Origin of the sequence: Pseudomonas sp. NFPP07, from assembly GCF_900115645.1 — a bacterium.
GTDB classification, from domain to species: Bacteria; Pseudomonadota; Gammaproteobacteria; order Pseudomonadales; family Pseudomonadaceae; genus Aquipseudomonas; species Aquipseudomonas chlororaphis.
The window spans coordinates 386,173-400,901 of the sequence record NZ_FOXG01000004.1; the positions used below are offsets into that span (position 1 = coordinate 386,173).

Here is a 14,729-nt window from a genome sequence, read left to right on the forward strand (position 1 = left end):
TCGGCCCGAAGGGACGCGGCGATCTCAAGCCCCATGAAGGCCCTGCGGGCCTTGTCGCAGCCTCGCGGGCTCGGCAGCGGCTACAGGGTCGCTGCATCATCCGGCGAATCCCCCAACCACAAACAATGCTATTTTTTGCCGCTCGCGGCGCAGCCAGGCGCCGCCACTTCTACAGGGAACGTATCGATGCAGACCGCCGTCCAGCCTTGTCCATTGCCCAGCCCGTCCAGCATTGCCAACCTGGCCGTCGGGGCGAGCTTCATCGATTGCCGCCAGGTCCTGGCCAACGACCCCGAGCGCACGGCCATGCGCCACCTGCTCAACCTGATGAGCCAGACCCCGGCCTGGATCGACCGGATGATGGGCCTGCGCAACCGCGTGGTGCAGTTGTTCGGCCTCAAGGACCTCGGGCGCCTGACACACATCGACCTGACCAGGGCGGACGAGGATTACCGGCCGGACGACCGGGTCGGCATCTTCACCCTGGTTGCCCAGGCCCCCGACGAGGTACTGGTGGTGGACCGCGACCAGCACCTGGACGTGTACCTGTCCCTCAATCGCCTGCCGCTGACCGCCGAAGGCCAACGCCCGGTGGTGCTGTCCACCGTGGTCCACCCGCACAACCTGCTGGGGCGCCTGTACATGCTGCCGGTGGCGCCGTTCCATCGGCTCATCGCGCCCATGACCCTGGCCAACATCAATCGCCGCTGAGCCGCCACATTCAAGGACACTGCCATGCAGACACCCGAGTTCGACGTTGTTGTAGTAGGCCTGGGCGCCATGGGCGCCGCGACCCTGTACCAGTTGGCCAAGCGTGGCGTGAAGGTGGCCGGCATCGACCGTTTTGCCCCACCCCACGACCAGGGTTCGAGCCATGGCGACACCCGCATCACCCGCCAGGCCGTGGGCGAAGGCGCCGCCTATGTGCCGCTGGCGATCCGCGCGCAGCAGATCTGGCGCGAGCTGGAAGCGCAGCAGGATGCGCCGTTGTTCGAGCAATGCGGGGTGCTGGTGATGACGTCCAGCGCTACCCCGAGCGGCCAGGACGGCGCGCCGGACTTCACCGAAAACACCCTGGCCCTGGCCCGCCAATTCGGCATCGAACATGAGGTGCTGGACGCCGCGCAGATCCGCCAGCGCTTCCCGCAGTTCGCGCCGATCCACGACAGCGCCCTGGGTTACTTCGAGCCCGGCGGCGGTTATGTGCGGCCGGAGCGTTGCATCGACGCGCAGCTGACCCTGGCCCGCCAGTTGGGCGCGACCCTGATCACCGGCGAGACAGTGCTGGATATCGACAGCCCCCCGGACCGGGTGCAGGTCACCTGCCAGAACCGACGTATCAGCGCAACCAAGGTGGTGGTCTGTGCCGGCATGTGGTCCAGCCAATTGCTCGGCGCGCCGTTCGACAAGTTGCTGCGGGTGTGCCGGCAGACCTTGTACTGGTACCAGTTGGCGGAACCGCTGATCTTCCCCGAACACTCGCCGAGTTTTATCGTCCACGGCGCCAGCGACGAGCAGACCTGCTACGGCTTTCCGCCGATCCCCGGCGAAGGCAGCATGAAGATCGCCACCGAGCAGTACCGCGAGACTTCGACGCCGGACAACCTGGACCGCCAGGTCAGCGCGGCGCAGAGCGAGGCGATGTACCGCGACCTGGTGCTGGCCACTATCGCCGGGGTCACGCCGCGACTGGTGAAGTCCGCGGTCTGCGCCTACACCGTGACCCCGGACTCGCACTTCATCATCGACGAGCACCCGCGCCTGGCCAACGTCATGGTGGTCAGCGCCTGTTCCGGTCACGGCTTCAAGCACTCGGCGGCGATTGGCGAAGCCCTGGCCCAGCGGCTGGTGGACGGACGCAGCGAGATCGATTTGAGTGCATTTTCCCTGGCGCGCTTCGGCCATTGAGGGGTGCCTGGATGCCCTGTGACGGGGCGCTTTCCGGGAAGAAACGATTCAGTGACGTTTTTCCTTCTGTGGGTGCCGCTTTCAACCTTGCCCCTTCGTTCAGTCTCTACGATTCTGTAGAGACCCCCGCGGGGCGGCGCCAGACCGCCCTGGGCAAAACAACAGGAGCGCCCCATGAAGAGCGTCGCTGAAGTACTGAAGTTGAAGGCCAAACACAACCAGCAAGTGCACACCATCGCGCCCCACCAGATGGTGCTCGAAGCACTGATGCTGATGGCCGAGAAGAACGTCGGCGCCCTGCCCGTGATGCAGAACGGCGAAGTGGTCGGGGTCATCAGCGAACGCGACTACGCGCGCAAACTGGTGCTGCACGGCCGCTCCTCGGTGGGCACGCCGGTCAGCGCGATCATGAGTTCGCCGGTGATCACCGTGGACTCGCACCAGAGCGTGGAAACCTGCATGGGCATCATGACCGACAGCCACCTGCGGCACCTGCCGGTGGTGGAAGACGGCCAGTTGCTGGGCCTGCTGTCGATCGGCGACCTGGTCAAGGAAGCCATCGCCGAACAGGCCAACCTGATCCGCCAGCTGGAACAGTACATTCGCGGCGAGTAGCCTCCTCCCTGGTAGCCGCCTTTGGGCGGCTACATTCCCCCGCACACCTATCTTCTGTAGGAGCGAAGCACACAGTGTGTAGCCCCTTACCAGGCGCCGTTTAATCCGCGGTGAAGAACTGCCGCCCATCACGCTTGAGCAAATCCAAAAGCAGCTGGGCCGCCGGCGACAGGTAGCCTTCGGTCCGCACCAGTACCACGATGCTGCGATGCATGCGGGTTTGCGCCAGCGGCACTTCCCGCAGGTGGGCGATGCCCTTGAAGTCGTCCAGGGTTTCCCGGGCCAGGAAGCTCAGCAGCCTGGTCTTGGCGATCAGCCGCGGCAGCAGGGAAATGGTGTTGGTCTCGATCTGCACCGACGGCAATGGCAGTTGGTGGCTCTGGAACACATTGTCGATCCAGCGGCGGGCCGAGACCCCGGTTCCCGGCAGTACCCAACGGTAGTCGCACAGGTCTTGCAGGCGCATCGGCGTGTCGAACACCGGATGGTCGCGGCTGGCCACCACCACGGCCTGGTCTTCGAACAGGGTGTGATGGCTCAGGTGCGGGTCACCCTCGGACAGCGGGCAAATCACCATGTCCAGGCGCCCCGAACGCAGGGACTCGCGGAGCACGTCGTCCTGGCCGATCACCAGGTTCAGGGTGATGTCCGGGGCACGCTCCAGCAGGGTCGCGGTCATTTGCGGCAGCAAGTGCTCGGCCATGCTGGCGGCACAGCCCAGGCGGATATTGCCGAGCACGCCGCTGGCAAAATCGCGCACCTCGCGATGGGTCTCGGCGATGTTCTGCTGCAACTGCCGCGCGCGCTGTTGCAGCAACTGGCCCACCGCCGTCAGCTTGATCCGCCGCCCGTCACGCTCGAACAGCTTGGTGCCGAAGGACTCCTCCAGGCGCTGGATGCTCTTGGTCAGCGCCGGCTGGCTGCGATTGAGCTTCTGCGCCGCGCGCCCGAGGTGGCCGAGTTCGGCGATGGTTTCGAAATAGGTCAGGTCGCGCAGGTCCATGATCGATAAACCAGAGTTATTGGTTGATCACAATTAGAAACTGGACTTGATCAATTGCGCTATCAATAATTTGCTCCGAAGCGCTGGTAGCAACGGTCCCGCAACAGGAACGGCCAGCGCGCTGGAGAATGCCCTTGCCTCGTCCCTCGCCTTTGTCCCTGTCCGCCTGGCCCCTTGCCCTGCAATGGCTGGCGCTGCTGATCCTCGCCGGCAGCGCCGGGCAGTTGCTGAACCACTTCGAAGTGCCTGCCGGGCAGTTTCTCGGGCCGATGCTGGTGGCCATCGGTTTCGGCGTCAGCGGTGCCAGCATCCGTGTGCCACGCCAGGCCTTCCGCCTCGGCCAGGGCTCGGTCGGGGTCCTGGCCGCCCACTCCATGACCATGGCGGTGCTGGCCTCGATGGCCCAGTCCTGGCACGTGATGCTGTTCGCCACCTTGCTCACCGTCTGCCTCAGTGCACTGGTCGGCCTGGCGCTGGTGCGCCTCGGCGGCCTGCCACCCAGCACCGCGGCCTGGGGCACCGCGCCGGGGGCGGCCTCGGCCATGGTCGCGATGGCCGACGACTTCGGCGCCGACTCGCGGGTGGTGGCCACCATGCAGTACGTGCGAGTGGTCTGCGTGGTGATGATCGGCGCCCTGGCCGGCCACTGGATCGGCGTCCCTGCCGGCGGCAGCCAGGCCCACAGCACCGAGGTGGTGCTGCAGACCTTCACCCTGCTCAACCTCGGCCTGACCCTGGGCATCATCGTGCTCGGCGTGCTGCTCGGCTCACGGGTGCCGGCCGGGGCCCTGCTGGTGCCGCTGCTGATCGGCGGCGCGCTGCAGATCTCCGGACTGCTGCACATCACCCTGCCCGGCTGGCTGCTGGCCCTGGCCTATGGCGCCATCGGCTGCTACATCGGCCTGCGCTTCGACCGGCCGACCGTGCGCTACGTCTGGACCCGCCTGCCGGCGATGATCTTCGGCGCGGTGCTGCTGATCGCCCTCTGCGCGCTGTCGGCCTGGCTGCTGGCGCACTGGCTGGACAAGGATTTCCTCTCGGTCTACCTCGCCACCAGCCCCGGCGGCCTGGACGCCATGACGATCATCGCGGTGGACACCCACTCCGACGTCGGCCTGGTGCTGGCCATGCAGACCCTGCGGCTGTTCGCGGTGATCGTCAGCGGCGCTTTTTTCGCCCGGCTGATCATCAAGTGGTCGCGCTGAACCCTGGAGCCGCGTGTCTTTAAACACTCTGAAATAGTAAATCCAAGCGCCATCCGCCCTTCCCAGGCCCCGCCGCCAGGCGCCTGAATACAGGCTTCAAGCCACCGCCCTGCAGCGCCCCGGGCCGTTTCAGCAGCGGCCCGAAAGCTTATTTCCCTCGCGAATAAGAAACGTCTTGCCGCCGGCTGTTGTTACCATGGCGCACATTTGCGTGAAGATTTAATGACTGGCAGGTTTTTCGTGAATTTCATCCGGCGTGTTTTCCATCATCCCCTGGCCCCCCTCGGCGCACTGCTGAGCCTGGTGCTGCTCGTGCCCCTGGTGGCGCGCGCGCTGCTCGGCTGGTCCGACCCCCTGGGCTATCTTTCCGACCTGGGCACCGCGGGCCTGTTGACCCTGCTGCTGTACCGCCGGCCCTGGTGGCTGGCCCTGCCGGTGCTGCTGGTGTGGAGCCTGCTGAGCATCGCCAGCGCCGAGCTGGTCAGCGCCGTGGGCCGCCTGCCCAATGCCTCCGACCTGCATTACCTGTTCGACCCGCAGTTCGTCGGCAACTCCACCGGCGGCGGCCTGGCCCATCCCTGGCTGGCGGCGGCGCTGCTGTCCGGGCTGGCGTTGTGGCTGGGCGTGCAATGGGCGGCCCGCGGCACCCGCGCCCCGCGCTTGCCACGCCATGCCTGGACCGCCCCGGCGCTGCTGTGGCTGGCCCACGGCGGCGTGCAATACCTGAACCCCAGCGAAGCCGATCAATGGCGCCTGTTCAACCTGCCGCACCAGTTGCTCGCGGCCGCCGCCGGCCAGGGCCAGGTACAGCTGGAACAATGGCTGGAAGGCGATGTGCCCGAACTGCCGGTGCAGATGGCCGGCCTGACCCAGCTCGACCTCGACGGCGAGCCGTTGCTGGCCGCCCCGGGCCAGGCGCGCAACGTGCTGGTGATCGCCCTGGAAGGCATTCCCGGGGCCTATATCAAGACCAACCGCGAGGCCCTGCACAGCCGCTACCAGGACAACCTGATGCCCAAGCTCAGCGCCTGGGCCGAACGCGGCATGAACACCCCGGACTACGTACTGCACAGCCACCAGACCATCCGCGGCCTGTACGCCATGCTCTGCGGCGACTACGACAAGCTCGACAACGGTACGCCCAAGGGCATCGAGCTGCTGACCCAAAGCCAGCGCAACCAGGCCTGCCTGCCGGCCCAGCTGCGCAAGCAGGGTTTCAATACCCATTACCTGCAAGGCGCCGGCCTGCGCTTCATGGCCAAAGACAAGATCATGCCGCACATCGGCTTCGACTCGACCCACGGCCTGGAGTGGTTCAGCAACGCCAACTACCTGGACTTCCCCTGGGGCAAGGACGACAAGGCCTTCTTCGAAGGCGCGCTGGACTATGTCGGCCAGCTGAAAAAGCAGAAGCAGCCGTGGATGCTCACCCTGCTGACCGTCGGCACCCACCAGCCCTACTCCGCCCCGGAGGACTACCTCAACCGCTTCGACACACCCAAGCAGGCCGCGGTGGCCTACCTGGACGATGCCATCGGTGAGTTCATGGACCAGCTGGAGCGCCAGGGCGTGCTCAAGGACACCCTGGTGGTGATCACCTCGGACGAGTCCCACGGCATCGATGGCGTGCGCCTGGCCTCGTCCTGGGGCTTCAACCTGATGCTCGCCCCGGAGCAGGCGCAGTTGCCCCGGCTCAAGTCCGGGACCTACGGCCATGTCGACCTGAGCGCCTCGGTGCTCGACTATTTCGGCTTCCAGGTACCGGACAGCCTCAGCGGTCGCTCGCTATTTCGCGACTACGCCCTGGGCCGGGAGATCATGTCCTACACCAACGGCAAGCTGCGTTATCACGATGGCCAGGGCACCCTGACCGAGTGCGATTTCCAGCAGCGCTGCCGCTACTACGCAAGCACCGGTTTCATCGCCGACAGCGCCACCTTCAAGGGCCAGTACGGCGGCCTGCGGGCGCGCCAGATCAGCGCCCGGGCCGAAGGCCTGGACCGCACCCTGCTGCAATCGCCGCTGAACCTGCACTACCAGTTCGGCAGCCCGGCGATCATCCCGCTGCAAGCGCAGATCAAGGATGACTGGGCCGACAACCTGATCGGCGCGCAGTACCTGGAAATGCCCAAGGGCTCGCTGACCCGCGTGCGCTTCACCGTGCGTTCGGCCGACCCGCAGCAGAACGCCTACATCCTGCTCAAGGGCAAGGAGCGCGAGCAGGACGTGCCCCTGGGCCTGCCGGAAGAGATGCTGGTCACCCCCGACCAGCCGCTGGAAATGGACTTCAGCTTCGCCAACCCGGAATCGCGCAAGGCCTTCTCCTTCCACCTGCTGGGCTACGGCCTGGGCGCGGTGGAAGTCAGTGACTTCAGCGTGATCACCGAACTGCCGGGGCAAGAGCAAGACAGCGAAGAACCCCAGGACGACAACCCGCACGCCTCCTGAATCGCCTCCCCGGGAGCTGGACGGCAGCACGACCGCCCAGCTCCCGCGCCCTTGTCTAAACTCCTCGTCAGGCACAAGGTATGGCCTCGCTGCGGTCCACAGCGCCACCGCCGGAGTACGAGGACGCACATGACCGACACCCTGGACACCCCTCTGGAGCAGTTGCAGCGACTGATGGCCGAGCGCCCCTTCATGGTCCTCACTGGCGCCGGCATCAGCACCCCTTCGGGGATTCCCGACTACCGCGACAACGACGGCGTGCGGCGCGGCCAGCAACCGATGATGTATCAGGAGTTCCTGGCCGAACCCAAGGCCCGGCGCCGCTACTGGGCACGGGCCATGCTCGGCTGGCCGCGGATCCGCCAGGCCCGGCCGAACGCGGCCCACGAGGCCCTGGCGCATTTACAGGCGCGGCAGAAAATCGCCGGCTTGATCACCCAGAACGTCGACACCCTGCACGACCAGGCCGGCAGCCGCGATGTGATCGAACTGCACGGCAACCTGCACCGGGTGGTCTGCCTGGATTGCCGCCAACGCAGCGATCGGCAGGCGATCCAGCAATTGCTGGAACTGCACAACCCCTACCTGGCCGGCGTCGACGCGGTGCAGGCGCCCGACGGCGACACCCTGCTCGACCCGGTGTTCGAGGAACGTTTCCAGGTGCCCCGCTGCCCTCATTGCGCTGGCGAGCGGCTGAAACCGGATGTGGTGTTCTTCGGCGAGAACGTGGCCCAGGCCACCGCGGCCAAGGCCCTGCACAGCATCGAGCAGGCCGCCGGCCTGCTGGTGGTGGGTTCGTCGCTGATGGCCTATTCGGCCTTTCGCCTGTGCAAGGTCATGGCCGACCAGGGCAAGCCGCTGATCGCCATCAACTTCGGCAAGACCCGCGCCGACGAGCTGCTGGACCTGAAGATCGCCGCCTCCTGCGAACAGCTGTTGCCGCTGCTGGCCGAGCGCCTGAGCTCCTAGGCAACCCCCGACAGGCGCTCAGCCAGACCGGCCCCGCGCAAAATGTCGAACAGCGCCTGGGCCGCGCTCGACAGCTCATGCCCGGGGTTGGTCAGCACGCCGATGGCGCGTTCCACCACCGGGTCGCGCAGGGTGATGCAGCGCGCGCCCAGCTCGCGCATCTGTCCGGCGCACAGGGCCGGCACCGCGCTCACGCCGAGGCCGCTGGCGACCATGCGCCCCACCGTCGCCAGTTGATGGCTTTCGAATTCCACCGGCAATTTCATGTCCCGCGCCAGCAAGTGCTCTTCAAGCATCACCCGCACCGTGGACGGCCGTTGCAGGGTAATGAAGGGCTGTTCCAGCAGCGATTGCCAGTCGATGTCCTTCAGGTCGGCCAGGGGCGAATCGCTGGGCACCACGGCGACGAAGCGGTCGATGTACAGCGGGGTGAATTGCAGCGATGCGCTTTGCTGCGGCTCGAAGGCCACCCCCAATTCCACCTGACGGTCGCGGACCATCTCCAGCACCTGCTCGTTGATCACGTCGTTGACCGTGACGTTGACCTGCGGGTAACGCGCGCGAAAGGTCTTGAGGATCGGCGGCAGCAGGTTGCCGGCAAAGGACGGCATGGCCGCCAGGGTCACCCGCCCGCGCTGCAGGGTGAAGCGCTGGCGCAGTTCGTCCTCGGCGTTGTCCCAGTCGGCGATCAGGCGCCGCGCCAGGGGCACCAGCGCCTCGCCTTCCGGGGTCAGGGCGACGTTGCGCGTATTGCGGCTGAACAGGCGCCCGCCGAGGCCGTCCTCCAGGGCCTTGATGGTCAGGCTCAGGGCCGACTGCGACAGGTGCAGGCGTTCGCAGGCCACAGCGAAACTCAGGCTCTGGGCCACCGCCAGAAAGGCGCGGATCTGTTTGACGGTCATGCTCTGCCCTCGGGATCGACTGTTGAGTTTTATCTATCAATCAACCTTAAAAATCAACTTAACAAATCAATCCCCTGGCGCAACACTGCTGCTCACTCTCTTCATACGGCCAGCCAGCCGGCTGGCAACGCAAATACCAATAACAAGAGGATGTGCAGATGGCAGGTTTCGACAAGCGCGTGGCGTCCTATGAGGAAGCCCTCGAAGGTCTCAAGGACGGCATGACCGTGATCTCCGGCGGCTTCGGCCTGTGCGGCATTCCGGAAAACCTGATCGCCGAGATCAAGCGTCGCGGCACCCGCGACCTGACCGTGGTCTCCAACAACTGCGGCGTCGACGGCTTCGGCCTCGGCGTGCTCCTGGAAGACCGGCAGATCAGCAAGGTGGTGGCCTCCTACGTCGGTGAAAACGCCCTGTTCGAGAAGCAGCTGCTGAGCGGCGAAATCGAAGTGGTGCTGACCCCGCAAGGCACCCTGGCCGAAAAAATGCGCGCCGGCGGCGCTGGCATCCCGGCCTTTTTCACCGCCACCGGCGTCGGCACCCCGGTCGCCGACGGCAAGGAAACCCGTGAATTCAACGGCCGCGCCTACCTGATGGAAGAGTCCATCACCGGCGACTTCGCCATCGTCAAAGGCTGGAAAGCCGACCACTTCGGCAACGTGGTCTACCGCCACACCGCACAGAATTTCAACCCGCTGGCCGCCACCGCCGGCAAGATCACCGTGGTCGAGGTCGAAGAGATCGTCGAGCCGGGCGAGCTGGACCCGACGCAGATCCACACCCCCGGCATCTACGTCGACCGGATCATTTGCGGCACGTTCGAAAAACGCATCGAACAGCGCACCGTGCGCAAGTAATCGCCCGCCCAACGACTGACGGAGAATAAAAAATGGCTCTTACCCGCGAACAAATGGCTCAACGCGTCGCCCGCGAACTGCAGGACGGCTTCTACGTGAACCTCGGCATCGGCATCCCGACCCTGGTGGCCAACTACATCCCCGACGGCATGGAAGTGATGCTGCAATCGGAAAACGGCCTGCTCGGCATGGGCGCCTTCCCCACCGACGACGAAGTCGATGCCGACATGATCAACGCCGGCAAACAGACCGTCACCGCGCGCATCGGCGCGTCGATTTTCTCTTCCGCCGAATCCTTCGCGATGATCCGTGGCGGCCATATCGACCTCACCGTGCTCGGCGCCTTCGAGGTCGACGTGCAAGGCAACATCGCCTCGTGGATGATCCCCGGCAAGCTGGTCAAGGGCATGGGCGGCGCCATGGACCTGGTGGCCGGCGCGGACAACATCATCGTCACCATGACCCACGCCTCGAAAGACGGCGAGTCGAAACTGCTGTCGCGCTGCAGCCTGCCGCTGACCGGCGCCAACTGCATCAAGCGCGTGCTGACCGACCTGGCTTACCTGGAGATCGAGAACGGCGCGTTCATCCTCAAGGAGCGCGCCCCGGGCGTGAGCGTCGAGGAAATCGTCGGCAAGACCGCCGGCAAGCTGATCGTGCCGGCCCACGTGCCTGAAATGCAGTTCGCCTGAGGAGCAACCAGACCATGCAAGACGTCGTAATCGTTGCCGCCACCCGCACCGCGGTCGGCAGTTTCCAGGGTTCGCTGGCGAACATTCCCGCGGTCGACCTGGGGGCCGCGGTGATCCGCCAGCTGCTGGCCCAGACCGGCCTGGACGGCGCCCAGGTCGATGAAGTGATCATGGGCCAGGTGCTCACCGCCGGCGCCGGGCAGAACCCGGCGCGCCAGGCCGCGATCAAGGCCGGCCTGCCCCACGCCGTGCCGGCGCTGACCCTGAACAAGGTCTGCGGCTCCGGCCTCAAGGCCCTGCACCTGGGCGCCCAGGCGATCCGCTGCGGCGACGCCGAGGTGATCATCGCCGGCGGCCAGGAGAACATGAGCCTGACCAATTACGTGCTGCCCGGTGCCCGCACCGGCCTGCGCATGGGCCACAGCCAGATGATCGACAGCATGATCAGCGACGGCCTGTGGGACGCCTTCAACGACTACCACATGGGCATCACCGCCGAGAACCTGGTGGACAAATACGCCATCAGCCGCGAAGCCCAGGACGCCTTCGCCGCCGCCTCGCAGCAAAAGGCCGTGGCCGCCATCGAAGGCGGGCGTTTCGTCGATGAGATCACCCCGATCCTGATTCCCCAGCGCAAGGGCGAGCCCGTGGCCTTCGCCACCGACGAGCAGCCGCGCGCCGGCACCACCGCCGAATCCCTGGGCAAGCTCAAGCCGGCCTTCAAGAAAGACGGCACGGTCACCGCCGGCAACGCCTCGTCGCTGAACGACGGCGCCGCCGCGGTGATCCTGATGAGCGCCGCCAAGGCCCGGGCCCTGGGCCTGCCGGTACTGGCGAAGATCGCCGCCTACGCCAACGCTGGGGTCGACCCGGCGATCATGGGTATCGGTCCGGTGTCGGCCACCCGCCGCTGCCTGGACAAGGCCGGCTGGTCCCTGGAGCAGCTGGACCTGATCGAGGCCAACGAAGCCTTCGCCGCCCAGGCGCTGTCGGTGGGCAAGGAACTGGGTTGGGACGCAAGCAAGGTCAACGTCAACGGCGGCGCCATCGCCCTCGGCCACCCGATCGGCGCCTCGGGCTGCCGGGTGCTGGTGACCCTGCTGCATGAAATGCTCAAGCGCGACGCCAAGAAAGGCCTGGCCACCCTGTGCATCGGTGGCGGCCAGGGCGTGGCACTGGCCATCGAACGCTAACGCTTACCGCGCACCACGGCCGGCCCTCGGACCCACGACATCCGGCGGCTGGCCGGCAATACGCCCGGCGCACCCCATGGTGCGCCGGGTTCGTTTTGCGGCCCGGCAGACGCCGGCCAGAGGCCGCTGGCAGCCCCCCATCCGTCAGCTACATTCAACTCATGCGGCTGGCGAGACTCGTTTTCCACGCCTTCCTACCCACTGACTCACGGCTGAAACAGTCCAGGCCGATGCGTGGAGCCTTATCCGTCGAAGCCGGATCACAGCACTCAAGCCCCCATGGGCAGAGCCCGGTATGCCACCCAGCCCTTCGCCTGCTTCATCGACCCGATAACGAGGAGCGGAACATGCGCCCGATCAGATGCCTGCTCTACGCCGGCTTTTGCATAGTGCTGGCGGGGCTGGTCAGCCTCCAGGCCAGTGCCGGCCCCTCCTTCGACGCGGACAGGAAAGGACTCGAGAAGCTCTCGACCAACGCCGGCGCCGAGTTGCACCGAGGCTTGCAGAAATCCCACGAAATGCTGATGTACCTCGAACTGCGGGACACCCTGCATGCCACCGAGGCCAAGGCAGCGGCCCTGGAGCATTTCAACGAGTCGGTCGCCCTGTACAAGAAAGTCACTGCAAGCGCCCCCGAGCAGAAGATCCTCTATCAGCCCTGGGATGACAGTGAAAAAGACGCCATCAGCGCCTTCCAGAAGCGCTTGCAAGAGCTGGATATCGCGGTGCCCGACACCGAGAAGCAGCTGGCCAACCTCGCCGTCACTGTGGTGACCCGGCATATCCATGTGCTGGAAAGGTCCAGCTTCAAGGCGACCAAGGCCGACTACCCCCCCTTGCGCAAGGTCCTGCGCTCGCAGGCCCTGTTGCTCGACCTGGGCCTCCTCAGCTCGATTGTCTGGAGCCTGTCGGCCGACCAACCCGCTGGGGCCAGCTAAGTCACTGATCAAGGATCGAATCATGAAAAAAAGGATTGCTTCTGTACTTGTCGGCATCTTTCTCCTGAGCGTCTGCACGCTACTGGCCCTCTATTGGCCCACTGGCATAGAAACAAACATACGCAACGAAATAGGTAAATCGGCCCTGCATCTGTTGGTGGTATCGGTGATCGGCACGATTATTTCGCTGCTGGTCTTTGAATATCAGCGAGAACGACAAACTATCGATAGAAATGCAGAGCAGGCCCGTCAAGCCAGCGAAAAAAAGCGTGACCAGCAACAAAAGCACTTCGAGTACCGAGAGTCGCTTTTGATCTCCGCGCTTTCCCGAACCGCGAACGCCTACAGCAGGGCCAAAAAAGCCCGGCGAGTGACCAGGGCGCATATGACGCTCACAGGAACGACACGCCAGCTTTCGCTGGCCCAATACGACAGTTTTTTTGACTTGATCAATGAGGCCCAACTGGATCTGGAGAACCTCAAGCGGGATATCCGGACCATTGCCAAGACCTTAAGCGCCCCTGAAAACCTGATTGAAAAACTGAACACCATGGATAGCTATCTGGGGGAGCTGATAACGGAATATGAAGACTCTCGACAGAAATTCATCGGAACGCTCCCCACCCTCCCTCTTAGTGACTTTCCGTTACTGGATAACTACGTCAGGCCAGCGAACAGCAGCTTCATGTCCGCAATGGTTACGCCGTACAGCGAGATCCAGGCCACCATTCGTAGCGACCTGCTTCATCCCAACCTGCCCTAAGCGGGCCGACCACAAGCCTTTCACTCCGTTCTCGGCTTGCCCATCAGCAACAGCAACGACAAGCCGGCAAACCCCGCCCCGGCGTAGAACGTCAGCGCCGCGCCATGGGCCTGCCACAGCCAGCCGGCGATCACGCTGGCCAGCAGCAGGGCCATTCCGCTCAACAGGTTGAACACACCGAAGGCCGTGCCCTTGAGGTCGGCGGGCGTGGTGTCGGCCACCAGGGTGGCGAGGATGCCCTGGCTGAAGCCCATGTGCAGGCCCCACAGGGCGACGCCGAGCAGCACCAGCGGCACCGACTCGGCATAGGCCAGCACCAGGTCGGCGAGGATCAGCAACAGCAGGCCGACGCTGAGCAAGGCGCTGCGGTTGATGCGGTCCGACCATTTGCCGACCGGATAGGCCGAGACCATGTAGAACCCGGCCATGACCACCATCACCAGTGGTACCCAGGCGGCGGAGAAGCCCAGTTGCTGGGCCCGCAGCACCAGGAACGCCTCACTGAAACGGGCCAGGGTGAAGGCCGCGCCGATGGCCACCACCCACCAGTAATGCCGGGAAAACCGCCGCAGCGAGGCCAGCCGCAATGGCGACTGGAAGTGCCGGCTGCCGGGGGCATGCTCGGGTTCGCGGATGGCGAAGACCAACAGCGCCACGGCCAGCGCCGCGGGGATCACCGCCAGCCACAAAACCTGGGCGATATCGTTGGCCAGCCACAGCATCAGGCCGATGGCCAGGATCGGGCCGAGGAACGCCCCCACGGTGTCCAGCGACTGGCGCAGGCCAAAACAGGCGCCGCGAATTTCTGCCGGGGCCACATCCGCCACCAGGGCATCCCGTGGCGCGCCGCGAATGCCCTTGCCGATACGGTCCAGCAGGCGCGCGCTGAACACCAGTTCCGCCGAACTCGCCAGGGGGAACAGCGGCTTGGTCAGCGCCGCCAGGCCGTACCCCAGTAGCAGCAGTTCCTTGCGCCGGCCGATGAAGTCGCTGAGGGCGCCGGAAAAGACTTTCACGATCAGCGCCGTGGCTTCCGCCACCCCTTCGATGATGCCGACCGCCAGCATGCTGATGCCCAGGGTGCCGACCATGTACAGCGGCAACAGGCTGTGCACCAGCTCGGACGACACGTCCATGAACAGGCTGACGAATCCCAGCGCCCAGACCGTGCGCGGAATGCCGCGGCTCAAATGCTTCCCGGATTCGCTCGTTACAGGTCCCGCCATGACAGACATC

Annotated in this window: 14 protein-coding genes; 11 read left to right on the top strand and 3 right to left on the bottom strand. The window is 65.3% G+C overall.

The features are described 5' to 3' along the window. The first annotated feature begins 186 nt into the window (after positions 1–186). From BM019_RS12930 to BM019_RS12940, 3 genes are all read left to right on the top strand, one after another. Positions 187–711: a DUF2867 domain-containing protein gene (locus BM019_RS12930; protein WP_092418481.1), complete on the top strand. Its 525-nt coding sequence runs from the start codon at positions 187–189 to the stop codon at positions 709–711. A gap of 24 nt (positions 712–735) precedes the next feature. After that, complete coding sequence (gene solA / locus BM019_RS12935; protein ID WP_092418482.1) at positions 736–1,908, top strand: N-methyl-L-tryptophan oxidase; 1,173 nt, start codon at positions 736–738, stop codon at positions 1,906–1,908. Between the two features lie 174 nt (positions 1,909–2,082). After that, complete coding sequence (locus tag BM019_RS12940) at positions 2,083–2,523, top strand: CBS domain-containing protein (protein ID WP_009043197.1); 441 nt, start codon at positions 2,083–2,085, stop codon at positions 2,521–2,523. A gap of 100 nt (positions 2,524–2,623) precedes the next feature. Here BM019_RS12940 and BM019_RS12945 read toward each other — a convergent pair whose 3' ends face one another. Next, entirely contained in the window at positions 2,624–3,526 is a 903-nt protein-coding gene (locus BM019_RS12945) for a LysR family transcriptional regulator (RefSeq protein ID WP_092418483.1), read from the bottom strand. Between the two features lie 128 nt (positions 3,527–3,654). Between BM019_RS12945 and BM019_RS12950 the strand changes: the two genes are divergently transcribed. From BM019_RS12950 to BM019_RS12960, 3 genes are all read left to right on the top strand, one after another. After that, positions 3,655–4,731 (top strand): AbrB family transcriptional regulator, encoded by a 1,077-nt coding sequence (locus tag BM019_RS12950; RefSeq protein WP_092418484.1) that lies wholly within the window; start codon positions 3,655–3,657, stop codon positions 4,729–4,731. 222 nt (positions 4,732–4,953) lie between these two features. Beyond that, positions 4,954–7,179, top strand: coding sequence for an LTA synthase family protein (locus tag BM019_RS12955; RefSeq protein WP_092418485.1), 2,226 nt, complete (start codon positions 4,954–4,956; stop codon positions 7,177–7,179). Between the two features lie 129 nt (positions 7,180–7,308). After that, positions 7,309–8,148, top strand: coding sequence for an NAD-dependent protein deacetylase (locus BM019_RS12960; protein WP_085530435.1), 840 nt, complete (start codon positions 7,309–7,311; stop codon positions 8,146–8,148). Here the strand turns inward: BM019_RS12960 and BM019_RS12965 are convergent. Then, entirely contained in the window at positions 8,145–9,050 is a 906-nt protein-coding gene (locus BM019_RS12965; RefSeq protein ID WP_053260539.1) for a LysR family transcriptional regulator, read from the bottom strand. The genes BM019_RS12960 and BM019_RS12965 overlap by 4 nt on opposite strands. Positions 9,051–9,208: 158 nt before the next feature. Between BM019_RS12965 and BM019_RS12970 the strand changes: the two genes are divergently transcribed. The 5 genes from BM019_RS12970 to BM019_RS12990 all read left to right on the top strand — a co-directional run bounded on the left by BM019_RS12970 (position 9,209) and on the right by BM019_RS12990 (position 13,493). Then, complete coding sequence (locus BM019_RS12970) at positions 9,209–9,907, top strand: CoA transferase subunit A (protein ID WP_007920583.1); 699 nt, start codon at positions 9,209–9,211, stop codon at positions 9,905–9,907. A gap of 32 nt (positions 9,908–9,939) precedes the next feature. Then, entirely contained in the window at positions 9,940–10,599 is a 660-nt protein-coding gene (locus tag BM019_RS12975) for a CoA transferase subunit B (protein ID WP_009043191.1), read from the top strand. Between the two features lie 14 nt (positions 10,600–10,613). Next, entirely contained in the window at positions 10,614–11,792 is a 1,179-nt protein-coding gene (locus BM019_RS12980) for an acetyl-CoA C-acetyltransferase (protein WP_092418486.1), read from the top strand. Between the two features lie 347 nt (positions 11,793–12,139). Next, entirely contained in the window at positions 12,140–12,730 is a 591-nt protein-coding gene (locus BM019_RS12985; RefSeq protein ID WP_092418487.1) for a hypothetical protein, read from the top strand. A 22-nt stretch (positions 12,731–12,752) separates the two neighbouring features. After that, positions 12,753–13,493: a hypothetical protein gene (locus tag BM019_RS12990; RefSeq protein WP_092418488.1), complete on the top strand. Its 741-nt coding sequence runs from the start codon at positions 12,753–12,755 to the stop codon at positions 13,491–13,493. Positions 13,494–13,513: 20 nt separating this feature from the next. On the opposite strand, the gene BM019_RS12995 is transcribed toward BM019_RS12990, so the two are convergent. Next, positions 13,514–14,719: an MFS transporter gene (locus BM019_RS12995; RefSeq protein ID WP_092418489.1), complete on the bottom strand. Its 1,206-nt coding sequence runs from the start codon at positions 14,717–14,719 to the stop codon at positions 13,514–13,516. Between the last annotated feature and the right edge of the window lie 10 nt (positions 14,720–14,729).